Source organism: Acaryochloris marina MBIC11017, assembly GCF_000018105.1.
Lineage (GTDB): Bacteria > Cyanobacteriota > Cyanobacteriia > Thermosynechococcales > Thermosynechococcaceae > Acaryochloris > Acaryochloris marina.
Map to the genome: position 1 here is coordinate 33,801 of NC_009933.1, position 23,195 is coordinate 56,995.

18 protein-coding genes are annotated in these 23,195 nt (G+C 44.8%); 8 read left to right on the forward strand and 10 right to left on the reverse strand.

What is annotated here, in order from left to right; translation table 11 throughout:
* The first annotated feature begins 21 nt into the window (after positions 1-21).
* Complete coding sequence (locus AM1_RS37055) at positions 22-432, forward strand: DUF4326 domain-containing protein (protein ID WP_012168459.1); 411 nt, start codon at positions 22-24, stop codon at positions 430-432.
* Entirely contained in the window at positions 432-818 is a 387-nt protein-coding gene (locus tag AM1_RS37060) for a hypothetical protein (RefSeq protein WP_041661553.1), read from the forward strand. The genes AM1_RS37055 and AM1_RS37060 overlap by 1 nt, the downstream gene beginning before the upstream one ends.
* A 32-nt stretch (positions 819-850) precedes the next feature.
* Here AM1_RS37060 and AM1_RS37065 read toward each other — a convergent pair whose 3' ends face one another.
* Together AM1_RS37065 and AM1_RS42775 are read right to left on the reverse strand one after the other, a co-directional pair.
* Positions 851-1,108 (reverse strand): hypothetical protein, encoded by a 258-nt coding sequence (locus tag AM1_RS37065; RefSeq protein WP_041661554.1) that lies wholly within the window; start codon positions 1,106-1,108, stop codon positions 851-853.
* Between the two features lie 86 nt (positions 1,109-1,194).
* Complete coding sequence (locus AM1_RS42775) at positions 1,195-1,341, reverse strand: hypothetical protein (protein WP_012168462.1); 147 nt, start codon at positions 1,339-1,341, stop codon at positions 1,195-1,197.
* Positions 1,342-1,685: 344 nt separating this feature from the next.
* Here AM1_RS42775 and AM1_RS41915 point away from each other — a divergent pair, with 344 nt between their 5' ends.
* The 3 genes from AM1_RS41915 to AM1_RS37075 all read left to right on the forward strand — a co-directional run bounded on the left by AM1_RS41915 (position 1,686) and on the right by AM1_RS37075 (position 4,789).
* On the forward strand, positions 1,686-1,997 hold the full coding sequence (locus AM1_RS41915) for a hypothetical protein (protein ID WP_012166311.1): 312 nt from the start codon (positions 1,686-1,688) through the stop codon (positions 1,995-1,997).
* Between the two features lie 981 nt (positions 1,998-2,978).
* Positions 2,979-3,566: a hypothetical protein gene (locus tag AM1_RS38175; protein WP_012168465.1), complete on the forward strand. Its 588-nt coding sequence runs from the start codon at positions 2,979-2,981 to the stop codon at positions 3,564-3,566.
* 278 nt (positions 3,567-3,844) lie between these two features.
* The gene (locus AM1_RS37075) at positions 3,845-4,789 is read left to right on the forward strand and encodes a cation diffusion facilitator family transporter (protein ID WP_012168466.1); all 945 of its coding nucleotides are present in this window, start codon (positions 3,845-3,847) and stop codon (positions 4,787-4,789) included.
* Positions 4,790-4,979: 190 nt separating this feature from the next.
* On the opposite strand, the gene AM1_RS37080 is transcribed toward AM1_RS37075, so the two are convergent.
* On the reverse strand, positions 4,980-5,768 hold the full coding sequence (locus AM1_RS37080) for a RecB family exonuclease (RefSeq protein ID WP_012168467.1): 789 nt from the start codon (positions 5,766-5,768) through the stop codon (positions 4,980-4,982).
* Positions 5,769-6,005: 237 nt separating this feature from the next.
* Between AM1_RS37080 and AM1_RS37085 the strand changes: the two genes are divergently transcribed.
* Complete coding sequence (locus AM1_RS37085; RefSeq protein ID WP_012166316.1) at positions 6,006-6,215, forward strand: hypothetical protein; 210 nt, start codon at positions 6,006-6,008, stop codon at positions 6,213-6,215.
* Between the two features lie 494 nt (positions 6,216-6,709).
* Here the strand turns inward: AM1_RS37085 and AM1_RS37090 are convergent, their stop codons facing one another.
* Positions 6,710-7,828, reverse strand: coding sequence for a hypothetical protein (locus tag AM1_RS37090; protein ID WP_012168468.1), 1,119 nt, complete (start codon positions 7,826-7,828; stop codon positions 6,710-6,712).
* Between the two features lie 939 nt (positions 7,829-8,767).
* On the opposite strand from AM1_RS37090, the gene AM1_RS37095 reads away from it, so the two are divergent.
* Positions 8,768-9,952, forward strand: a complete 1,185-nt coding sequence (locus AM1_RS37095; protein ID WP_012168469.1) for a diguanylate cyclase domain-containing protein — start codon at positions 8,768-8,770, stop codon at positions 9,950-9,952.
* A 151-nt stretch (positions 9,953-10,103) separates the two neighbouring features.
* On the opposite strand, the gene AM1_RS37100 is transcribed toward AM1_RS37095, so the two are convergent.
* The 3 genes from AM1_RS37100 to AM1_RS37110 form a co-directional block, all read right to left on the reverse strand.
* Positions 10,104-11,117: a tyrosine-type recombinase/integrase gene (locus AM1_RS37100; protein WP_012168470.1), complete on the reverse strand. Its 1,014-nt coding sequence runs from the start codon at positions 11,115-11,117 to the stop codon at positions 10,104-10,106.
* Between the two features lie 290 nt (positions 11,118-11,407).
* Positions 11,408-12,448 (reverse strand): WD40 repeat domain-containing protein, encoded by a 1,041-nt coding sequence (locus tag AM1_RS37105; protein ID WP_012168471.1) that lies wholly within the window; start codon positions 12,446-12,448, stop codon positions 11,408-11,410.
* A gap of 61 nt (positions 12,449-12,509) precedes the next feature.
* Positions 12,510-13,079, reverse strand: a complete 570-nt coding sequence (locus tag AM1_RS37110; protein ID WP_012168472.1) for a ferric reductase-like transmembrane domain-containing protein — start codon at positions 13,077-13,079, stop codon at positions 12,510-12,512.
* A 729-nt stretch (positions 13,080-13,808) separates the two neighbouring features.
* Here AM1_RS37110 and AM1_RS37115 point away from each other — a divergent pair.
* Entirely contained in the window at positions 13,809-15,482 is a 1,674-nt protein-coding gene (locus AM1_RS37115; RefSeq protein ID WP_041661555.1) for a phosphatase PAP2 family protein, read from the forward strand.
* A gap of 249 nt (positions 15,483-15,731) precedes the next feature.
* Here the strand turns inward: AM1_RS37115 and AM1_RS37120 are convergent, their stop codons facing one another.
* The 3 genes from AM1_RS37120 to AM1_RS40680 all read right to left on the reverse strand — a co-directional run bounded on the left by AM1_RS37120 (position 15,732) and on the right by AM1_RS40680 (position 23,010).
* Entirely contained in the window at positions 15,732-17,747 is a 2,016-nt protein-coding gene (locus AM1_RS37120) for a tetratricopeptide repeat protein (protein ID WP_315897256.1), read from the reverse strand.
* A gap of 149 nt (positions 17,748-17,896) precedes the next feature.
* The gene (locus tag AM1_RS37125) at positions 17,897-18,994 is read right to left on the reverse strand and encodes a TIR domain-containing protein (RefSeq protein ID WP_012168475.1); all 1,098 of its coding nucleotides are present in this window, start codon (positions 18,992-18,994) and stop codon (positions 17,897-17,899) included.
* Positions 18,995-19,128: 134 nt separating this feature from the next.
* Entirely contained in the window at positions 19,129-23,010 is a 3,882-nt protein-coding gene (locus AM1_RS40680; protein ID WP_012168476.1) for an NB-ARC domain-containing protein, read from the reverse strand.
* Between the last annotated feature and the right edge of the window lie 185 nt (positions 23,011-23,195).

A 23,195-nucleotide genomic window follows, 5' to 3' on the forward strand; every position in this document is an offset into this window, starting at 1 on the left:
TAGAGATTTGGAGTATTCATCATGCCTACTATCCACATTGCCAATCTGAGAAAGTCCCGGCAGCTTCAACCCGGTGTTCGATGTGATCGGGGGACTCCTTTGGGCAATCCTTTTCATATGTTCGCTGAATCAGAGCGAGATCGCTGCATTGCGGCTTTCCGAGTCTTCTTGTATGAGGTTGCCATTCTTGGAAATGAACCTAGCCAAGACTTGATTCGCAGGATTGCTGAGCAGCACAAGATTATGCCCAGCGGTAGTTATAAACCATTCGGTCGAGGTGCAATGATGGCGGTGCTGGAGGCTCTGGGTCAGAAGTCTGAAGTAACGTTGCTGTGCTGGTGTCATCCCAAGCCCTGTCACTGTGATGTGATCAAGGCTTTCCTTGAATGGAAGTGCCCAGCCCCCCAGCAACAAACATTGGAGGTTCTGTGATGCCGATGATCCGGGAACGTTACCCCGATAACTGGGACGAGATTGCGTTGCAGGTCAAGGAAGCGGCCAACTGGTGCTGTACCGAGTGCGGTAAACCTTGTCGCAAACCGGGTGTTGAGTGGTTGCACTTCGCTTTCTGGCTGATGATTATCCACCCTGAATGGTTCCCGAACACTTCAGAGGGAGAGGAACAGAAGCCTCAGCGATTCACCCTCACGGTGGCCCACCTTGACCAAGATCCTCAGAACAATCACCCAGACAATCTCAAGGCCCTGTGTGCGCCCTGCCACTTGAAATTTGATGCGCCGTTCCGAAAAGCCAATGCGTACACAAAGCAGGAATGGTTTGGGCAGTTAACTTTAGATGGATTGAGAAACGAAGAGTAAAAGGGCATATTGGAGTGCTGATATACCTGAACTTAAGAATCAAACTTCATCCAGCCAAGACATAGCTTTTTCATACAATTCCCCCAAACTAGCAAGCCAATACCCATCCACTCGACTTTTTTGCCATCAATAGAACCACCATCTCTAAGGTTAATACCGGCATTCCAATCAATCGCTAACTCTTCACGCATTTCATCAGTGACCATTTCATGATCAATGAATTCTTGAGCCATACAATCACACATTTCTGAGGCCATCGATTCACTCATGAATTTTAATGAGTGATCCATACAGGATTGGGATAATTTCGACTTCATTGATGGATCGTCGGAAAATGATGATTCATTCATTTCATTCTTAAGAATGCAGCAAGGGTTTAGATCCCAAAAACTAACTGAACCTGTCGCCCCTCCCTAGCCCCTTCCGGTAGAGGTTCTGGTTTCTCCGTCTTGGCGGGACAGTAACGCTGATACCCACAGCGATCGCAATGTTGTCCCACCTCCGGTTCCCCTTCTTGATCCACCCTGAGCTTCCCTGCTAAGTCCCCAATCAGCTCCTGACCCCGCTAGCGATGCGGTGAAGTGACTTCAAACGTGATTTTTGGGCCATATCACAAATAAATCAGACTCAATCTTCGAAGGTCCTGGTAATTAGCTCTAAAACCTAAGATCACCCTCTAAATCACCGATTATCACGCCTAGCTTGTGATCCAGCTTAGAGAAAATCTTTGACAGAGCCGATAGTTTACTTACAGAGAGAAAAACAAATCCAAAACAAGCAATCTAATTCATTAGAAAGTTTGAAATGATTCTCTCTTATCAGTACCGATCAACGTTCATTTTCTTATCAATTGCAGGATAATCCATCATGCTAAAGCCAATCAAAGTAACGCTGCTAGGCATTATGGCAGCAACGACAGCAACAATTGCCATCCCCCAAGCAAACGCTTACTCTTCTTTGGTTGGGCAACAGTCTGAAGCCATAGAGCAGAATGATAGTTCACTCGTTGCCTCTCATCGCCGTTTCCGCAGAGGTCGTAGAGTTCGACGAATTCGCTGGCGCAGAAAGTGGGTTTGCTATCGACGCCCCCATGTGTTCTATCGTCATGGACGTAAAATCGTGAAGTTCAAGCGTCATTGCTTCTGGAAAAAGTATCGCCATTCTGGCCATCATTTCTAAGTAGATACGGACTGAATTTACACCTTAGCTACGATTAACCCGCACTCCTCCCATATAGCGATCTGTGGACTGATCTAAAGGACTAACCCTGAAAGGGCAGTTCATCGATTTTGGAGTGAAGATTTTGGATCGCTAGATTGAAGAAACAGGTGGCGGCTATGAACAGAACCAATCAGGACTTTAAAGAATTTCTATGGTCCTTCATTTGAGTATTCGTTGCTATCCCCCAGTAAGATGAGCGCTCATCGGGTGATACCACTGCTCCAATCCCGTCTCATCCCCCACTACAGGATCAAAGAATGCACGAATGACTGAAATTATCGTGTATTTGTGCCAGGGGAAACAGCATGTTTGCCACTCTAAATCGGACCGAGCTTGCCGAGGTGGCCGCAATATCCAACTGTAAGTCTTTGCAACATTGGACTTTAATGATCCTACAAATGAGGTGGTATGAGCCTTGGCTTTCAGTTGTGTTGAGCATTTGAGCTATTTCCCATCACCACTGACGATTCATTACAGAAAGTTGGAGAAGTCATCGCCACACAACCATCAACAGTTTGTGGAGAATTTCTATGTTTAAAAACCCACCAGAACTCAATCTTGAGTACGGCATACTCTGTATAGGACTTCGAGCAGTGGTAAAACCTTTATTACTTTGAATTTTTTTACTGAACTTTCCACTGAATAAATCTGAACTTTTCAGGATTTTATCTGCCAAGAATATTGGCGATATTGAGGGCATCAAAGTTAAAGGAAACAAGCTAAACCATTAAATCTACTGGGTTACAGAGTTTACAACTTAGTTGTTGCCTCCTGGCAAACAACTCTTACCACCAAGCTTAGCCCTGACTTCAGTACTCAGTACTTACTCATCCAGATAACATTTCTGGTTTTCAAATGGCAGATGAGAAATGGTCTGCAAGCTTGTCATGCCTAATTTTTGATTTTTCACTCACATGTTGACTCAAATACTAAACTCCGATGCTATTAGAAACATCTTCTTCAGCTCAAGAAATCATTGTCATCAATCTAGGCTTTGCATTTTGTGGTGGAGCAATAAAATACATTGATGATGCTTTTGATTCTAGTGATCATGGAAAAACTTTAGCGATGATTTTTGCTCCAATTACAGGAGTTATATGTTATTTGCTCATAGCAACTGATATTGCAGCAGCGACAATTCTATTAGCTATTATGCTAGGAGTCGCCCTCAAAGGGAAAATCGATACAGTAGGTCATTTACTAGCATTAGCCATTGTTCTTTTACTTTTATATGTAAATCCTCCTGAAATCATGTTACTTCCCTGGCTAGTTTTAGGTCTCGCGGGTTTCGCTGATGAAATAGGGAACGATTTTGTTGACTCTCGGCCTAATCTCTTAAAAAGAGCTTCTTTTTGGAGTGGAACGAAATTCACCTACTTTTTTCTTGAATACCGTTGCTTCATGAAGGTGATGATGATAATTCTCTTCTTTATGAATATATTAAGCTGGCACTATTTAGTCGCTTTCCTGTTCTTTGATCTTGCATATCATCTTACGGGTACTTGGTCAGAACACTGGATAGCCTAAGCCAATATTTACTTGGAACATATTTTGTTCCAGTAAAACTCTAAGTTATGCAATGAGAAGTAAGGACATCTAGAATACCTATTTCTCTAAATGTCCTTTAAAAAAACCGAAGCAACGTGATATTGCATAAAAGACAATGACAACTATCAAAAAATTAGTTAATACATGAATAAAGACAACTGCAATAGTGAGCTATTAGTCATGCTCAACCATGAACTCTAAAGATAAGAATTTGGATTATAAATCTACTTTTTATATCACCAACCACATCATGCTTTATGTCTAGAAATATAACGATTGAAGAGCAAGGTATAAGGTTAAGCATATTGGGCAACTTCTTCATGGCAACCCTTGGCCTTTGTTTTGCTAGCTTATCCCACTCAGAAATGATTCTTCTAGATGGAGTATTTTCTTTAATTAATCTAGTTATTGCTTATCTATCTCTCAAGATATTAAGACGATCCAAACAGTCAAACGATTACTATAATTCTATTCCCCCAATTTATTTTGAACCATTGATAAACTTAGTAAAAGGCGTCATCTTAACTATTGTCTGCCTCTTAGCTTTTGGGTCTTCAGTAATTATTATCCTAAACGGTGGTCATGCTATATCTACAGGAAAAGCCATTTGGTATGCACTATTGGCAACATTAGTCTGTATGACTATTGCGATCAAGCAAGGAAAAAGAGCAAACGCATGTAGTTCTTCACTCATTGAAGTAGATGCCAAAAGTTGGTTCATCGATGGTTTGTTGAGCGGAGTTGTAGTCTTAGTTTTTACAATTGTGTTTTTCTTGCAAAATACAACATTAGCAATATTCTTACCTTACGCTGATCCTATTCTAGTTATTTTCTTGTGTTTAATAGTAGCTCCTATTCCTGTGGAGATTATAAAGGAGAACTGGCCTAAATTAGTAGGGGAAAAATATGATGTCCAGCTTGAATATAAAATCATTGATATTATAGACAAACATATTCCAAAGACAACAATACAAGACTACTATGTTAGTCATGGATACTTAGGTGATAAGCTTTACGTGCAATGTCATCTTTTAGTAATTGAAGAAATAAGTCAGAAGTTAAGTTTAGCCGAGCAGGATAAAATTCGTGCTTTTCTTTATCAGAAGCTAAGAGATGACTTTCCTAGCCTAGCCATTGATATAAATTTCATATGTGATCCAATATGGGTTGAAAGAAGGATATTGCATGTGAGTAAAGCTTGACTGATCCAAATATCTTTATAATGAAGTTCTCTAGTATCTCATTGGATAAGTCAAGATATCTCGACCATGAAGCCGGCACACGATGTCCTGGTATCCACTGAATATGTTTCATCAGAACCCAGCGTTATGCAACCGTGTCAGCAATAAGCATCTGAAACTGTTCGTACTGAAACTTATAAATTCAAAAAAATCACAATCCCAAAGCCAACTGCACTTGCGTAACCTCCTTAGCCTCTTGCGGTAGGGGTTCTGGTCTAGTATTTTTCGCGGGGCAATATTTCTGATACCCGCAGCGATCGCAATGCTGTCCCGCCACGGGTTTCCATTCCTGATCACATCTGAGCTTCATCGCCATATCTTCAATCAGAGACTGGGCTTGCTGGTGATGGTCAGGTGTGACCTCATAGATCAGTTTCTCATTAGAACGCAAGTAGATTAGACTCAGACGTTTGAGCGCTTTCTTGTAGATCTGTTCCAGTATCAGATAATAAAAACCCAATTGGATATCCACGGATGGAGGAGGATTGACGGATTTACTGGTCTTGTAATCAATCAATTCCAGACCATCATCAATATAATCCAAGCGGTCATACCGACCAGACAGGGTAAATTCGATGTTGCGGACTTGGAGGGTTGCCCTGACTTTTGTCTCTATCCCCAGCGGTTTACGGATTTGAGGAAGTGGGGCAATGTACCGCTCGTAGTAAAGCTGCAATGCTGCCCACCCCTCATGGATCTGCGTCGGAGTCAATTCACTGGTATGGTGCTGCCAACAAACAGCAAACCAGTCCAGGGAAGGAAGAGGGTAAGCGTAGTTCCAATCCTTGTAGACATTGGCTAACGCTGCATGGAGAGCATTGCCAAGCTTGGTGGAGCCGAATATGGTTGGTGAAGGTAATTTATGCTCATACCTAAATTGATAGGATTTTGGGCACTGTCCGTAGGTTTTGAGCTTGGTGGCTGACAGGGAATAGGACATGGGCGTGTGTTAGCGCATGAACCTATGGTAGATCAGATGTATTAAGTCTCAATCATCGATTCAGTTTTATCGTCTCTTCCTCAGCGGCAATATACTGATCTGCTGCCGCTGAAAAGCCATAAAGTAACGGTGACTAAACTTGCCAAAACTCTTTAGGGATTTCCGATCTTGGCTCTCCCTGAACTGTCTTGCTAGCATGGTTCACTGAACACCATTTATTCATCCTTTCCACGCTTAATGTCAGAGCAAGATAAATACGCCCCAGCCCCCACTCGAAATACGGAGGAGATTCAGAAGAACTACAACAGCGATGCCAAGGCAATGCGGGCTAAAGCTGCTAGGGCCAGGATTGCTGCTCGACAGAAAGCGGAACGAGATGCACGGCAGAGAGCGGCGATTGAGAAGATTCCGCTAGAGCATCGATACGTGCCTGATCAGGCTAGTTAGCATATAGAACCCATTTGAGATCTTTTTATGATGTCGTCAATCCTCTAAAGCCCAGCTAGGAAAGGCATGGAAACAATTTAGCTTTGGCCTAGATTTAGGGCTCGTTGAAAAACTCTTTTATCTTTCTCTACCATCGTTAGAACCCTGAATCCCCCTTCACCGTGGATGATTTTCGACGATTGGTCTATTTGATTTGAGGTAACGGCAGTTTTATTAAGGGTCATCCTGAATCCTTGGAGTTGTTGCTGTAAAAGGTTCTTAGGCTACAACGAAAATCACTAAGATCTCAAATGGGTTCTATAGGACTTTCTTTATCAATACTGAGGTAGATCTGCTTTGTGCTAATGTTTACAGCCATTCTGAATGTTCTGGTGTAGAGAGGGTACCGAAAAGTTCAACTTATCTGAATCCTGGCCAAAGCCTTTAGGCTCGTAGTTTAGAACCCATTCTCAACATCAATTACAGTTGTAATTTTAAATTTTGCTCTACGTTCATCAAACTGTGGAATCTGTTTCTATCCAATCGGGTAAATATTCAGAGTGCAGATTGTCATAAGTTGATAAGGTCTCATGATCATGAATAGATGGGAGCTGAAGGAAAGGAAGCTTTCCAGAAGATGGCATAGTATTTTTTGCAGATACCAAAGGCAAAGCCTTTTTCTTCGGGGGTAAAGGCTCTGCGACTTCGTCAGCAGCTTTGTTTAATCGCTCCTGTCCATATCTCTGGGAAGATAGCTTCGATGGGTAGGCAGCATCTACAGTTTTTTTAGCCAAAGTTCGCTGGGGTAGAATCACATTTTGAAATACGAATTCAACCGTTTCAAATTTGAGCCAGCCCCGAGACACCAAGATTTCTCCAAATCGCATTTCCGTAGAATCTTGATCCGATAAGACAACTTCTACTTGAGCCAAGGACAATAAGCCTGCGTCAACTAGGTAACTACCAATGCGTTTAATGCCAGGATAGCGGGATGCATCTGTCCGACGATGTACTGTTTGTTTTTGTCTCAAACGGTTTTGGCGTTTTTTTGACTGAGTTTTATTAAAGTGCTTTTTCGGTTTGGAGGGTGTGGTGAGAGAGGGTTTTTCTGTACTTTTCAGCCAACTCAACATATTCAATGGGTTTAATCGCATCCAATGGCCCGAAATTTGAATCGCGATGATACCTCGCTCACAGGCCAAGTTTTGGATAGGATATAAAACACCTCGATAGAGGATAAGTAAACTCATTAAAGAGCGCTGTTTATTCTCTTTTTCATACCTCCACCAGGCTTGTAATAAGTCTAGGGAATTAGTAAAGTGAACACTATAGTTTTTAGGAATATCAATAGGTTCATATTCATAAAAACCTGAAATGTTTGACTGGCGGATGGGCAAACATTTTTGCTTGGCCATAGATTCATGCAACTGTGACCAAAAGCTAGACTTATAACGAATTGAGCTAAAGCGTCGTTTACCAGATAATTTAGCTGTAGCAATTAATCCTTCAGATTTAGCTAATAGTTGCAAAGTATCTCCAATTGGCTCAAACCTAAGCTCAGCATTGCTCTCAAATGCTGAGTAGCCTGAAAGATAACTTGATACAAATACTTTTAAAAGTTCGGCATTGTTCATAAGGGTAAAGTATGAACTTTAGTTAAGATAATAGAAGCCATTCCATCATACGATTGTTCTCAAACGGGTTGAGTGATCTATATCAGTGACTGTTATAGATTTTATCTCTCGTGAAATATATTAGGGAAACCACTCAATAAAATTCTCAGATTTCAAACTAAATAGCAGAACGCTTAAGATCATGGAATAGCTTGATAAAAATGAGAAATAATTAATTTAACCCCAGCGACACCCCTATAATCTCTCCCTGAAGATTCTTCCAATTATTGTCGTATCTAAGCACCGTTTTAGATTCGTTAAAACACCAGCCATGCAATCACCCTCTCCACCTATCGGTGACCTCAAGATACCCCTACAATGCGGCCAGCGTCCTGTGCCTTGAGATTCGCTGAATATTCTTCGTCGGCATTCAAGCGTTATGCATCCGCACCAAAGCTGTGCATCTGAGGGAAAATAGGTGCGAGTTGGAAAAGGGCATAAGCCACTAAATAGTCATGTAGCTGAGGATGCATCGGCACTTCTCGCGTATCCCGCTAGCCATTCATCTGATGCCAGTGAAACAACACCGTGGACTCGGGACCACTGGTGTTGACCACATCACTGGTGAGTAATATACAGACTTCACAGATCCTGAATCCGGTATAGAGGCAGACACCGAGCAAGGCTGATAATCTCACTTAAATTCAAGATCAAAGCACTCTTGAACATGGGAATAATGGCGAAAGAGTTTCACAAAATATCTACATCGCACTGCCATTTAAACCCCGTTTCATATTGACCATAAATCGTCCACTGATGTTGATCTCAGTACGATGTTTTCAGTTCGAAATTACTTGAGAAACCCTTTATTGTTATTTGCCTAAGAAAGTAAATAATTAGGCTACTCATAACTAAGGAAAATCATCTTTCATTTAGTAACTTGAAACCAAGATGTAAACCATGAAGTCCTCTAACATTGAGAGTATAAAATCCTCCCATTGCTGGAAAATAATTGTTGTTGATGATAAAGAACAAGTTCATGCCGTTACTCGTCTGGCACTCCAAAATTTTCAATATAAGCACAAATCTCTAGAGCTTATTTCAGCCTATTCTAGTAGTGAAGGGCAACAACTATTAGAGCAAAATCCAGATACAGCCGTGCTGTTGCTGGATATAGTCATGGAAAGAGAAGATGCTGGTTTAGATCTAGTTAAATATACTCGTGAGAAACTCCATAATCGGTTTATTCGTATAATTCTACGGACAGGTCAACCATGGATTGCTCCCGAACAGTCCATTATTGAAGAATATGACATCAATGGGTATATTTTAAAGACTGAATTAACCCAGCACAAACTCTTTTGTTTTCTATTAACAGCAATCCGAAACTATCACAACTTACTAACTGTAGAAGAGGCTCGTCAGCATATATCTGCCCAAAACCAAGAACTAGAGAACTCTAATCTCATTTTGGAAAAGAAAGTGCAAGAGTATACCCAGATATTACAAAAACAAACTTTAGCACTTGTAGAAAATAATAAAAAGCTCGAATTAGAAGTTCAGGCTAAGCTCCATGCTCAACAAAATCTAGAAATAATCAATGAAAAGCTTTTTGAGGCGAATAAGAAGCTCTCCTTACTTGCCAACCAAGATGCATTGACAGGTTTGGCTAATCGTCGTTATTTCGATGTGTATTTGCAACAAGTTTGGGAATCTGCTCAAGAAAACAAGCATCCATTGAGTATATTGATTTGTGATATTGATTTTTTTAAGGGTTATAACGATAGTTATGGACATCCAGAGGGTGATCATTGCCTTCAAAGAGTCTCCCAAATCATTCACCGAGTTGCTGGGAAATCCGAGGGCTTTGCTGCACGTTTTGGTGGTGAAGAGTTTGCTATAGTTCTACCCAATACCAACCTCATAGACAGTCAAACAATAGCTGATATGTTAAGGTCAGAGATTCATAACGCTCGTCTCCCTCATCGAGCTTCAACAGTTAGTGAGTATGTAACAGTGAGTATTGGTGTGACCTCGATACAATTTCAGTCAGATGGATCAATAAATGACTTGATCCTTCGGGCCGATCAGGCCCTCTATGAAGCTAAAAAACTAGGACGTAATCAGTTCGTTACCCTTCACTAGAATCTATAAGGTTACCCAATTGAAAAGTTACTAACTGAATCTCCTTGTTTAACAACCCTGCCCCCATAACCTCTTCCTGAAGATCCTTCCAGTTATCGTCGTACTACATCACCGTTGCTGCTTTCACTTGGCGTGAAAGCTGCTGAAACGTTCAAATATCTTCGCCACTTGGTACTTCATCATGCACCTCATAGAATTCCTGCTCTGCCTTCAGCTCAATTCCTCGATCTGAATACCGGACAAAAGACTGTTCCGAAGCATGACAGGTAATCCGCCGAGCCAGAACTGAATCCATGTCCTTCATCACCAGCTGAGTCGCTAGGGTATGCCGTCCCCGGTGCGGATGGGCATTCTCCACCTCGGCAATCTCTGCTATCGCCTTAAAGATCTTGTAGATGCCCCAGTACTGTAATCGCTGACCCTTACTGTTGTTGGAGTGAGAGACAAACAACGGTGAATCATTTTCCAGAACATCCCCCTGTTGCTCTCGCCATTGCTTGTACTGGTCAATCGCTTTTCGAGCTTTCTTCAGCAGTGGCACGGTGCCCACACTGTCTGCTTTAGCGACTCGAATGGTGATGCGCTGCCCGTCATAGTCCCCGACGTTTAGCCTGTGAATCTCCGATGCCCTCAGCCCATGATCAATCAGGTGCAGCAAGGCCCGATCTCGGAAGGCATGGAAGCCGCGATCGCAAATGGCTTGATATAGTTTATCCACTTCATCCTGGCTGAATTCTTGGGGCAGCACTGGATCGGCCTTAAGCTTTTCTAGTAGCAAAGTTGGGTCTTTGGGGATGTAGTCTCGGACGGTCAGCCATTTGAAGAAGCTCTGTAATGCGGCCAAGTTGCGGTTAATGGTCGCGTTCCTTCGGAGTTGGCCCCGTTGATTGGGTTCCGTCTTCAGATGATTCTTGTACCGATCCAAATCCCTGGCTGTTATCTCATGCCATCCCTTATCCGTCCAGTCCATGAACTGCTTCAAGTCTCGCTCGTATGCTTTGCGGGTGTTGGAGCTAATCTCGCGAGACCTCATAAACTCTCCCACTCGCATCCATAGCAGATCTGCTGGGGTGGTTTGAGGGGGGTGAGTCCGGGACCGGGCAGTATCGATGGGGGTAATGGCCTGGTCTGCCAATACAATGAGTTTTACTTCGGGGACGGTCATGAGGAGAAGCCTAGGAGCGAGACGCTGTGATGGTTAAGGATGCCATCAATGGAGATTCTACTCCAGATAAATGAGCGGTTGTTTCGCACCAACATAAGATATGGCCCCAATATCTTTTATTGATTCCATTAGGTTCAAAGGACAAGAGCCATTTTAGTCTGTATCGATGAAAGGATATGCAGTGAAAGGGTTTTAGATAATTAGACCCATGGAATAAAACCCGAAATGAGTGTATGGGAAGACAAGTGCAATAAAGTTGGGAATAGCTTTACATACGAGATTTCATATTGCTATCCCTTAGCATTGATAGTAATTGTTGACCAGATTTTAATGGTTGCGTCACTGCCTGAGCTAATCAACTTTTTTCCATCAGGGCTAAATTGAATAGATCTTACAGATTTAGTATGTCCAATTAAATTACCTAAAGGCTTACCCGATAGGGGTTGCCAGAGCTTAATAGATCGGTCATAACTGCCACTTGCCAAGCTACGTCCATCTGGACTAAAGGCAACAGATAAAACTGGCTCAGTATGCCCCTTTAAAATCTTTAATAGCTTCCCTTGATGGCGTTGCCAGACCTTTACACTTTGGTCTTGACTTCCACTAGCTAAATATTGACCATCAGGACTGAAGGAGACAGATTTTACAGCACTTTTATGTCCCTCTAAAGAAAAAGTTAGAGCAAGCTGTTCTCTCTGCCAAAAGCGAATAACACCATCTCGACTTCCGCTAGCTAACGTCTGGCCATCAGGGCTAAAAGCGAGAGATAGAACATCTTCAGGGGTAGGCTGAATACGAATCAGTTCACCAGTCTTTAAATTCCAAAGCCTCAAATTTTTATCAGCAGCACTCGCTGCCAAATACTTACCATCAGGAGTTAGGGCAATTGCACTGACATCATCTTCAGCTTCATCAAGGGTATGAAGATGTTCTCCAGTCTGCAAGTTCCATAAATCAATGCGATTATCCCAACTACCGCTGACCAACGTCTGGCCATCCGAACTGATGGCTAATGACGACACCGCATCTTCATGGGCATTCAGAGTAGCTCTTAATTTCCCCGTCTGTAGATTCCAGAGATTAATTTTGCCATCATAGCTTCCGCTGGCTAAAGTTTCACCATCCGGACTAATAGAGATGGCATAGACCCATTTATTATGACTCTTTAAAGTCTGCATAGCCATGTGAGTGGTGATACCCGCTAATAAAGGATCATGGGGATATGTAGAACTCACTCCTAATTGTTCATGAGCATTAAGGGCATATAAAGCCGCTGTAGTGGATAAGATTAGGAACATAACCCAGTTGCGTTTCTGAGGTATTTTGGCCATTCTATTTTTCCTTTTCATTGAAGTTGACTAAAGTAATGAGAACTGGGAGTGCTATTCCTCATCAATTCTTATTTGAAGGTTCTGGAGATTTTGGCTTTTCAGGTGCTTGTTTTGGTGCCTTTTTCAATAAATTGTTTTCATACAATATTCGAATTAGAAATAAAAAAGTCACAATTCCTATCATTAATAAAGAAGGGGGTGTTAACCATGTCCAATGCCCCCACATCTTGTCAATGATGTGCCAAAGTAACAAAAACATTGCCAAGTAAGTCAATTGGTGTAGCTTTTTCCAATTCTTTTTTAGTTTTTTTACGCTCCAATCATTCGATGTGAAAGCTAGTAACAAGAAAATAGTGAACGTAAAAATTCCTTGACTATAGATCCAATAGGTTTGAATATCTAGAAAGTCAATTTCTCTTTTTATAATCATCAAATATCCATGAACAATGGATAGTATGAATGCAACTAAACCTAATAGACGGCGCTGCAAAAGAAGTTTTTTAGGGATGCCTGTTTCTTTTAGAGATGGAAAGACAATCCTTAAAATTGTAGGTAATAGGGTAACAACATAAAGCAATGCAGCCCCAAAACCTAGCCAATTTGCATAAGGTGGAGAATCAAGTATAGACATAGAAATGACCACATAGAAATATTTAAGATAAAAAAGCCGATGATTACCGCTATTTATCTCTTTTTCTACTACTATTTTTTTAGTTTGATCTTCTGATAGTTATAAAGCTAGGTTTATTACGAAAGTGTCTTTCTCTAAAGTAATATTGTTCTCACCACAGAACTTATTGATAAGCATCTTTAGAATAGAAAATTAATCTCTTTAGAAAATAAATACAGAGCTTTGAATACTGCTATAGGTAAGAGAGTATCGACTAGGCTATGGCTTTTACGAAATTTATAAATCCTCTTACTTATATATCTGAACAAATCAGTATAAATACGCGCCTCAACTAAACTTTTTTCAAAAAAACTTAAGCTATTAGTTTACTAATATCTAGTAGATTTATATGTAAATAAAATATTTTTTGGTAAATTAAAAAACTTAAATTCAATGTATGTATATATTGTGGAGATTTTGCAAATCTATTCAAGGCATAGTTTGAAAGAAATAAATCTTTTAGAAAAAAATCATATTTGATTTATTTAATGTATTTTAAATCACGAAAAACATGTGTTACGTTAATCATTAAGCCAGTAGTATTTTTCCTATTTATCTACAAATTTAAATGCATAATTTTTATCACGATTACAGATAGATATATACATGGAGTAACTAGTTATTTCCAAACGGCGAATATCAGAATTTCGCAAAATGTACAAATTTTTTAGATATATTCTAGGGAAAATTATGACAGCCTACCCACCTGTACGAGATTTTGCTGAACGTTTGAATCAAGCTAATGAGATTCGAGATCTTACTCGCGATGATGCCTCAAATGATTTTTCAACTGAACAACCGCCGACGAATGATGATGAAGCTAGATTCAAGCAACTTGGATTGCCAGGTTTCGCCTCTTTTACTAAAGCTTTAGGTCATCAAGATAATGGATTGGTTCAAGAGCAGTCCTTTAACTCGTTACTAACAGCAATTCAGGAAGGTACCCAAATAGCATTCGAAGGTGTTCAGTTGGGAGGTGGCATCCGAAAACTTGCGAATCCTCTGAATGCTTTTTCGTTCCAATTGATTGGAAATGATTCTCATGGAGCAAGAATGGCTGCAGCACCATCCTTCTCTAGCAGGAACTCAGCAGTTGATTTGGTAGAGCGATATTGGATGGCGCTCTGTCGTGATATCCCTTTTGATCAGTATTTTTTAAGTCCGTTGATTGCTGATGCTTGTGAAGATCTGAACAACCTCGGATTTGAACAGGAATTTGGATTTACCTGTACCCCTCAGACTATCTTCAGAGGCCCATATACTGGATGTGACATAGGTCCTCACGTTTCCCAGTTTCTCCTCCAAGATTTTGATTTCGGAAATCAACCTATTCGGCAGCTTCAACGCTATCCGCAAGAGGGGCTTGATTACCTCACTGACTTTGATGGTTGGTTTCAGGTGAATAATGGCAATATTGATCCCACTGGAACTGATTTCTTAGTGGGTGAACGCCGCATCATCACCCTGAGAGATGCTGGTCAATGGGTTCACATCGATTTCCCTTACCAATCAGCTCTTTGGTCTACTATTATTTTGCTTGGATTAGGTGCTGAAATATCCGAGGCGAGTCCCTACGCCAATGGGGATATTCGTTCTTCTGAACCTTTTGGTAGCTTGGGTGGTCCAGATGTGACTATTCAGCCTGCTTTAGCAGCGGTATATGCTCTAAAACATGCATGGTTCCAAAAGTGGTGTGTTCATCGTCGTCTCAGGCCAGAAGTTTATGCCCAACGCTTAGAGCTGTTCCGTAGAGGTCTATTAGAACCCACTGCCAGTGATCCGCTTAACAACGGTTTATTTAATCAACTATTTGGTGCTGGAGCAGATGTATGGAGACAGACTCAAGTATTAGAACGCATCTTGGAGCACAACAAGATGCAGAATCAGGTTAATTTTAGAACTGATCCAGAGGGAACCTGGTTGCTACCTATTGCTTTTCCGGAGGGCTCTCCAACTCATCCAGCTTATCCAGGTGGGCATTCTGCATTTGTTGCTGCTGCGGCAACCACTGCAAAAGCTTTGTTTCAAGATGCTCCTTTCCCTAATCCAGTGATCCCAACGAGCAATGGTCAAGGATTAGTTCCTTACACTGGACCAGCTTTAACGATTCATGGTGAGCTGAATAAGCTAATTGCTAATATCACTCTTTTCCGTGATGGAGCTGGAATGCATTGGCGAACTGACGGTACTGCATCAGGTATTAATACTCCACCAGATCGAATGGGTGTAGGAATTCCAACTGGTGGGAATCTATTGGGCGAAATGCTAGCAGTCAGTATGCTCAGGGATATCAAACGTACATATCGTGAAGAACTTGGTCTCTTTAAGTTTCAAGGACTTGATGGTGGCCCGATTGAGATTTAGTTCTATTGCTAGCCTTCCAAAAGTAATCAATAGAATCAAATAAATGCCAACTTGCTCCCCATAATCTCAAAACCGAGTTTCAAACCCCTTCACCTGACTGAAGGGGTATTTTAGGAGTTATTTCTACTCCAAATAATACTCATTATCTGTATTACACGAAAACTTACACTAAAAAAAGACTGTTTCACTCTAGACTCTGGAATTCTTGCTACGACTGACTTTTGGATTTCTGATGTTTGCTGGGGCTAGCTAGAGCAATGACTCTAAGTTATTCCGGATAACCAAAGTGGTAGGATGCTCAGGACCCAAGGCGACCTCTGCGATACTTAAAGCTTGCTGAAAGTCAGAAATAGCTTCTTCATAACGCCCTTGGTTGTCGTAGAGGAATGCCAAGTTATTGAGGCTACGAGCGACATCGGGGTGTTCGCTGCCCAAGAGCTTCTGACTCATTTCTAACGCTTGCACATAGAGCGGTTCGGCTTCTGTGTATCGTCCTTGCTCGTAGTAGAGGAATGCCAGGTTATTGAGGCTAGTGGCAACAGAGGGGTGTTCGCTACCCAAGAGCTTCTGTCTCATCTCCAACGCTTGCACATAAAGCGGTTCGGCTTCGCTGTACCGTCCTTGGTTTTTGTAGAGTACTGCCAAGTTATTGAGGCTCGTTGCGACTAAGGGGTGTTCGCTGCCCAAGAGCTTCTGACTCATCTCCAACGCCTGCACATAAAGCGGTTCGGCTTCGCTGTACCGTCCTTGTTTTTTGTATAGTAATGCCAGGTTATTGAGGCTAAGAGCGACATCGGAGTGTTCGCTACCCAAGAGCTTCTGTCTCATCTCCAACGCTTGCACATAGAGGGGTTTGGCTTCTGTGTATCGTCCTTGGTTGTCGTAGAGTGCTGCCAGGTTATTGAGGCTACGAGCGACATCGGGGTGTTCGCTGCCCAAGAGCTTCTTTTGCATCTCCAACGCTTGCACATAGAGCGGTTCTGCTTCTGTGTAGCGCCCTTGCTCGTCGTAGAGGAATGCCAGGTTATTGAGGCTACGAGCGACATCGGGGTGTTCGCTGCCCAATCTCTGTCGAGTTTGTTCTAAGCACTTTTGTCTCCAGGGCAGAGCTAATCCATAGTTCCCCTGCCCTTCATAGAATCGACTGATGCCAACATAGGGCCATGTCAATTCACCGTCATTTAGTGAGTCAATCCGTTGATTGATCAGTTCCTCTAAGTGAGGAATTTTTGCAGTCATCTGGGCAATCACTTCAGTCGTTAGACTGTAATCAATCTCTTGAGCTGCAACTACCATTCCTCTGCAATAGGCTGCTTTAAGAGATTCCCCCTGATCAGGACGCTGATGTAATTGAATCCGAAAGTACTCCTGAACAATTTGATGGAGCTGGTAAGTACCCTGGTCTACTCGTTTGAGTAAGTTTCTAGCGATTAAACCTTTATCTCTGGTGTCTTCTAAGTCATCTGGATCCTGTTCAGATAGGCAGCTTTCAACCAAGGTCCAAGGAATAGGAGCAACCGCAAACATCCCTAGAAAGCAGGCCAGTTCTTCTTCTGTCTCACTCAACTCTACCCAGCTTAATTCCAACGCAGCAGCGACTCCAAACTGTGCGGTCATTCCTGATTCTCTTTCTGTCAGTGCTTTAGCATCAAGCCGCTTGGATTCAAGTCGCTTAATCAATTTATGGAGGGACCAGTCGGGCTTATTGGCTAGATACCGCCCCACTAACTCTAGTCCCAAGGGCAAGTTCCCCACCCATCTGCATAAGGCTTGGGCATCGTCGAGCTGAGGATCAATGCGCTTGGCTCCAACTAAGGTTCTCAGTAGGAATAAGGCACTGGTATCATTCAGTTCGGTGATGGAGAGGGGATTTACGGATAGACCTAAATTCTGACGGGTAGTGATTAGAACTTTATACCGTGGGTCTGATGGCGGTAAATACGGTTCGATGGTCTCAAGGTCCATCACGTCATCAAAAATGATCAGCACTTTTCCAGCCGGCCATTGCCCCCAGATATAACTCACTTGTTGGTCTTCATCGAGTCCATCCGGTAGAGCCAGTGCCAACTTGGTCCGGGCAAATTCGATAATTTGGGCAGCTAGCTCCTGGCCTTTCACTCGCAGCCAGCAGAGTCCACCCAAATAATGACCCAGATTGAGCTGGGAGATGGCATATTGCAGGGCAAGTTCTGTCTTTCCGATCCCACCCATGCCTGCTAAGGCGGTGAGGGCTACCGGGTTGTTCTTTTGGAGGAGCTGGTGCAATTCCAGCAGCGTTTGGTCACGACCGACAAATTCAACGACACCGCTGCGAGGGAGGTTATGAGGAGGACTTGCCTGCCGGGATGATGGTGCTTCTTGTCCCTGATATGGATGACTCTCCGTTGGTGGACTGTGCCCTGACGAAGAGGTGTCTACTTTTTTGTCAGGGTCTCTACCGCCCTCCGTATTCCATTGACAACATCCAAGAATGCTTCATCGCGATTGGTCCATTGCGTTACAGGTTTCGCATTTTTCGGCAATCCCTGAAGTTTACTGAAGGGGGAACCTAACCAATCACAAGGACGCAAAATAATAGGAATGACTTGGGCTGTACCTTCATCATGGCGGGCAATCGCTCTTTGCATCTCAATGTCGTAGCAATAGTCAGACGCGATAAAGTCCGGGCTGACCAGTAGCAAAATCATTTGAGCGGATTCTAGCTTGCTGTCGATTTGAGATTTCCATTCCTCCCCTGCTTCAATCGCCCGATCATGCCAAGCTGCAATTTTCCCCTGGCGTTTCAGATTGGCAAGATGGGTGACTAACTCTTCTCGCAAATCATCGTCTTTATGGGAATAGGAAATAAAGACCTTTAAGGGGTCATCGGCGTCTGGAATCATGGGAGAAGGTGCGGGTGTTGGAGGCGTTTGAGCCTTGGGTTGATCCTGATCCTTAGTTTCCTCTGTAGTGGGCTTTTTGATCAGAATGGGGGTGAGATGTTCTTCAATGCCTTCCAAGCGGATGGCAGCACAACCCAACTTGAAGGCAAACTCCACATCTCGTCCAGAACCGAGGGCATCATAGAATCCCACGGCAAAGGAGATCGCCGCTTTATCCTGGATCGCCCGTTTCATCCCGATCACATAGGGAATATGTTCTGAGATGGCCTTTGCCTGCACCTCGGTATAGCAACCATTGAGGACCACACAGCGCAGTTGATCGGCAAACAGACTAAACAGGTCTGCAATTGCTTCACCACTGACCAACTGGGTGTTGCCACTGACATCCTCAAAGACCAAGCCCTCATCCCCTTCCCCATGCCCTGAGAAATGAACGATCTGGGGATTTAGATCCAGCATGGCCCGCTGAATATCACGGGGGCGAACTGCCAGGCGCTGTTCAAGCTGGAACTCATCTCGATGTTGTGCCCGCTTCAAACCCTCATCAATATCCCTCAACTCCTGATCCAATCGAAGAGGCTGAGTATCTTTGGGATTCGCAGCGAGAAAGAGAATGGTTTGGGCAGTCATGATGGCAGGGCAGATACATTCGGGCAGGGATAGTGGAACGCTCAATGATTGAAATGCGACGTGGATAGCCTGCGGTTCTGGAGAACACCCCAAACTTTGAGGCAGGAATTGAAGGGAGATTAGAACGGTTTAAGTCATGAGATGACCTCCCCACCGCCTGAAAAGCTGGGTCCTTCTAGCCGCAGAAAGTAAAGCTGTCCCCCAGCATCTCCAGCAATGATGGTGCGACCATCTAGGGCAATCTCACAACATTGAAATCCGCCTTCTCCGGTGAAACTCATCACTTCCATGCCCGTCGCCAGGTCCCACACCTTCAGGGTCTTGTCCCAAGACCCGGAGACCACGGTTTGGCCATCCGGGCTGATGCTCACGCCAGTGACAGAGTCAGTATGGCCTGTGAGGGTGTGCTGCTCCTCGCCCGTCGCCAGGTCCCACACCTTCAGGGTCTTGTCCCAAAACCCGGAGACCACGGTTTGGCCATCCGGGCTGATGCTCACACTCCTGACAGAGACAGTATGTCCTGTGAGGGTGCGCTGCTCCTCGCCCGTCGCCAGGTCCCACACCTTCAGGGTCTTGTCACTAGACCCGGAGACCACGGTTTGGCCATCCGGGCTGATGCTCACGCCATAGACAGAGTTAGTATGTCCTGTGAGGGTGCGCTGCTCCTCGCCCGTCGCCAGGTCCCACACCTTCAGGGTCTTGTCCCAAGACCCGGAGACCACGGTTTGGCCATCCGGGCTGATGCTCACGCCCTCGACAGGGGAAGTATGTCCTGTGAGGGTGCGCTGCTCCTCGCCCGTCGCCAGGTCCCACACCTTCAGGGTCTTGTCCAAAGACCCGGAGACCACGGTTTGGCCATCCGGGCTGATGCTCACGCCATAGACAGAGTTAGTATGTCCTGTGAGGGTGCGCTGCTCCTCGCCCGTCGCCAGGTCCCACACCTTCAGGGTCTTGTCACTAGACCCGGAGACCACGGTTTGGCCATCCGGGCTGATGCTCACGCCATAGACAGAGTTAGTATGTCCTGTGAGGGTGCGCTGCTCCTCGCCCGTCGCCAGGTCCCACACCTTCAGGGTCTTGCCCCAAGACGCGGAGACCACGGTTTGGCCATCGGGGCTGATGCTCACGCCAGTGACAGTGGATGTATGTCCTGTGAGGGTGCGCTGCTCCTCGCCCGTCGCCAGGTCCCACACCTTCAGGGTATGGTCATAAGACGCGGAGACCACGGTTTGGCCATCCGGGCTGATGCTCACGCCAGTGACAGAGTCAGTATGGCCTGTGAGGGTGTGCTGCTCCTCGCCCGTCGCCAGGTCCCACACCTTCAGGGTATGGTCATAAGACGCGGAGACCACGGTTTGGCCATCCGGGCTGATGCTCACGCCCTCGACAGGGGAAGTATGTCCTGTGAGGGTGCGCTGCTCCTGGCCCGTCGCCAGGTCCCACACCTTCAGGGTATTGTCCAAAGACCCGGAGACCACGGTTTGGCCATCGGGGCTGATGCTCACGCCATAGACAGAGTTAGTATGTCCTGTGAGGGTGCGCTGCTCCTCGCCCGTCGCCAGGTCCCACACCTTCAGGGTCTTGTCCCAAGACCCGGAGACCACGGTTTGGCCATCCGGGCTGATGCTCACGCCCTCGACAGGGGAAGTATGTCCTGTGAGGGTGCGCTGCTCCTCGCCCGTCGCCAGGTCCCACACCTTCAGGGTATTGTCCAAAGACCCGGAGACCACGGTTTGGCCATCCGGGCTGATGCTCACGCCCTCGACAGGGGAAGTATGTCCTGTGAGGGTGCGCTGCTCCTCGCCCGTCGCCAGGTCCCACACCTTCAGGGTATGGTCATAAGACGCGGAGACCACGGTTTGGCCATCGGGGCTGATGCTCACGCCCCTGACATTGGATGTATGTCCGCTGAGGGTGCGCACTAATGCTCCCCCCGCTTGGTTGAGGTGGGGGAATAGACACCGTATCCAGCACTCTTCCGGTCCCTGAGCTAAAGATTGAGTCAAAGCGGTCACATCCGGTGAGTCTTGACTCAACAAACGCCCATAGAGCTGACTGCGAAGCTGCTCAGGATGCTGATTTAAGACATGGCTAGATAACCGCAACCCACTTTGGACGATGTTTAGGTCTTTGTCCTTGGGTAACGTTTCATAGTCCAATAGCAGCGCATTGATATCGGTGATTCTCAACTTGCGTTGCATCCAGCGATAATCCAAAAGTAATTGGCGTAACTCATCGGTGCGTTCTGCCTGCTTGAGGTGATGGGCCAAATGTTCATAGAAATATCCATCCTTCGGTCCCTTATGCCACCCTTCTAAACAGCTCTGCTGATAAGCCTCCAAAAGTTGCTGATGCAATGCCCCCTTGTTGGCCCGCTGGGCTTGTAAATAATCCTGCTGTAAGTCATGGAGGCTGACTTGCCGCTGGGGATAGTCCCCCTCTAGCCGCAGCATGCCTTTCCTCGATAAGGTTGTTAGGATTTTGCCCGCATCTCGCTCCTTTAATGCTCCGGTATATTGCCATAGACGAACAATGACTGCTTCAGGAATCAATTCATCGGCTGGAAACACTGCCAGTTCTTGATACCGTTCTGCAGCGATGGGGTTGGTTTCTGCTAAGACCGTTGCACTGATATGCAGGGCTTTGAAAACATCGGGGTAGGGATAATGACTGAATTGTTCTTGGATAAATTCAAGATCTGAATCTTGTAAAGCACTGAGAACATGAGGCCAAGGGGTTAAATCCCGCACCATTGCACCGCATTGGGCTAGGGCTAAGGGCAAATTTCCACATTCTTTCGCTACCGCCTGGGCTTGGGAAGGCAAATCTGAGATGGGGACACCCACCCAGGCAGCTAATAACTCTAACGCCTGGTCATCGTTGAGTACCGACAGGGAAAAGTCAGTGGCCCCTAATCTTGTGATTAATCCTGAGTCACGGGTTGTTACCACCAAGGTACTTTGATGTCCCAGAACATTGAAGACTTCAGCATCAGCGATGCGCCAGACATCATCTAGAATCAATAGACTTTGGCGTCCTTGCCATAGGATTTGAAGTCGATTTTTTCCTTCATTGATATCTTCAAATACCTGGCGTTCTCCACAGAGGGCTTCTGCTAGATCAGTTTGCTGGGCTAGCAGGTTTGGGTCTATCCCCACGGTCAGCCAGTAAATCCCATCCGGGAAGGCTGCTTGGGCTTGGGGGTCATAGGCTAGGGCTGCGGCTAACACCGATTTGCCAATACCGCCCATGCCCTGGACACCAATGCGTTGCTGGTGCCCCGTCATTACTACGGGCTGGGCTAGATTGTTGAGGACTTTCTCTCTCAGGGCTTTTAGGGTCTGAGGACGAGGTAAAAAGTAGGGGGGTAACTCTGGCACTCTCCAGAGTTTTTCAGGAGGGTGTTGTTCTGAAAAGGGTTGGATGGGTTCGGTATGAATACTGGATTTCTGGACTAAGACTGGGGTGTGGGATTCAGGGAAGCCCTCGATTTGAATGGCACTGAATCCTAATTTAAAAGCAAATTCAATGTCTCGGCCTGCACCCAAAGCATCGTAGAAACCCACGGCAAAGGCCAGGGCCGCTTCATTGCTGATGGCTTGCTGCATACCCACCACATAGTCAATATGTTGAGCAATGGCTTGAGCTTGCGCCTGGGTATAACACCCATTCAGAATTACGCAGTGGATATCTTCAGCAAACAGAGCAAACAGTCCGGCTAGGGCTGCACCTGTGACGAGTTGGGAGTTGCCTGCTTGATCTTCAAAGACGAGTCCTGCTTCTCTTTTGCCACTGCCAGCAAAGTGAATAATCTGAGGCGTTTCATCCAGTAAGGCCCGTTGAATATCTCTTACCCTTACAGCCAGGGAGGATTTGAGTTTGAATTGTTTTCGATGCTTTGACCGCTGTATCCCGTCTTCAATATCGCGTAATTCTTGGGCTGCTTGGCGCAATCCATCTGGGTTGCTGGCAAGGAATAGAATGGTTTGCTGTTCTGGTGGATTCTGACTCGTCATTCAGCGTTAATCTAAGGGATATTTTGGTGTCTTTTTTCCATTGGGTTGAGCGTTTAAAACTGACAGCCTGCGATAGATTGCTAATGACGATGGAGACGTTATTTTGAAATTTAATTTAATCGCATCTAAAATTATCGGCACTTTTGATATGCTTTACGCAATTATTAAGGATATTTCTGTAATCT

Bases quoted from the DNA above. Each gene is read 5' to 3' on its own strand.
- AM1_RS37100 (WP_012168470.1), bottom strand. From the start codon at position 11,117: ATGACCGTCCCCGAAGTAAAACTCATTGTATTGGCAGACCAGGCCATT.
- AM1_RS37085 (WP_012166316.1), top strand. From the start codon at position 6,006: ATGTCAGAGCAAGATAAATACGCCCCAGCCCCCACTCGAAATACGGAG.
- AM1_RS37060 (WP_041661553.1), top strand. From the start codon at position 432: ATGCCGATGATCCGGGAACGTTACCCCGATAACTGGGACGAGATTGCG.
- AM1_RS40680 (WP_012168476.1), bottom strand. From the start codon at position 23,010: ATGACGAGTCAGAATCCACCAGAACAGCAAACCATTCTATTCCTTGCC.
- AM1_RS37065 (WP_041661554.1), bottom strand. From the start codon at position 1,108: ATGGATCACTCATTAAAATTCATGAGTGAATCGATGGCCTCAGAAATG.
- AM1_RS37080 (WP_012168467.1), bottom strand. From the start codon at position 5,768: ATGTCCTATTCCCTGTCAGCCACCAAGCTCAAAACCTACGGACAGTGC.
- AM1_RS41915 (WP_012166311.1), top strand. From the start codon at position 1,686: ATGCTAAAGCCAATCAAAGTAACGCTGCTAGGCATTATGGCAGCAACG.
- AM1_RS37110 (WP_012168472.1), bottom strand. From the start codon at position 13,079: ATGTCTATACTTGATTCTCCACCTTATGCAAATTGGCTAGGTTTTGGG.
- AM1_RS37115 (WP_041661555.1), top strand. From the start codon at position 13,809: ATGACAGCCTACCCACCTGTACGAGATTTTGCTGAACGTTTGAATCAA.
- AM1_RS38175 (WP_012168465.1), top strand. From the start codon at position 2,979: ATGCTATTAGAAACATCTTCTTCAGCTCAAGAAATCATTGTCATCAAT.
- AM1_RS37055 (WP_012168459.1), top strand. From the start codon at position 22: ATGCCTACTATCCACATTGCCAATCTGAGAAAGTCCCGGCAGCTTCAA.
- AM1_RS37075 (WP_012168466.1), top strand. From the start codon at position 3,845: ATGTCTAGAAATATAACGATTGAAGAGCAAGGTATAAGGTTAAGCATA.
- AM1_RS37125 (WP_012168475.1), bottom strand. From the start codon at position 18,994: ATGACTGCCCAAACCATTCTCTTTCTCGCTGCGAATCCCAAAGATACT.
- AM1_RS37090 (WP_012168468.1), bottom strand. From the start codon at position 7,828: ATGAACAATGCCGAACTTTTAAAAGTATTTGTATCAAGTTATCTTTCA.
- AM1_RS37105 (WP_012168471.1), bottom strand. From the start codon at position 12,448: ATGGCCAAAATACCTCAGAAACGCAACTGGGTTATGTTCCTAATCTTA.
- AM1_RS37095 (WP_012168469.1), top strand. From the start codon at position 8,768: ATGAAGTCCTCTAACATTGAGAGTATAAAATCCTCCCATTGCTGGAAA.